The organism is Caballeronia sordidicola (genome assembly GCF_000729995.1).
GTDB classification, from domain to species: domain Bacteria; phylum Pseudomonadota; class Gammaproteobacteria; order Burkholderiales; family Burkholderiaceae; genus Caballeronia; species Caballeronia sordidicola_A.
Map to the genome: position 1 here is coordinate 1 of NZ_JNFG01000158.1, position 371 is coordinate 371.

At 59.3% G+C, this 371-nt stretch carries 1 pseudogene; it reads right to left on the bottom strand.

Annotated features, from left to right (window positions below):
- Positions 1 to 311, bottom strand: a pseudogene (locus tag FH08_RS0134185) (Dyp-type peroxidase domain-containing protein); the annotation flags it as partial.
- Positions 312 to 371: the final 60 nt, after the last annotated feature.

Consider the following 371-nt stretch of genomic DNA (forward strand, 5'->3'; position numbering starts at 1 on the left):
GCAATGTGTGATCCTGGCGGAATCACAGGGATACCGAACTTGTCGGTCGCGGTGAAATCGGCCTCGTCGAACTCGTCGGTGCCGGTCAAAGGAGCACCGTTGGACAATGTTCGACCCATCGTCAGTTCGCGTCCCGGTCGATCAAGTTCGTCCCAGGTATCCATCTCCATGTGAATTCTGCGCAGTACCAACGAAGTTCCGCCCGCTAGCCAGGGGTGATCGGTACCGTCGTGCCACACCAGGGAATCAAAATCCGTGGTTCCGGGCGCAGGATTGACCGTCCCGTCCACCTGGCCCATGAGATTGCGCATGGTCGTTCCCTCCGGCGTGGTTCCCCGAGCGTTGCGGAATCCCTTCTGGGTCCATCGAAT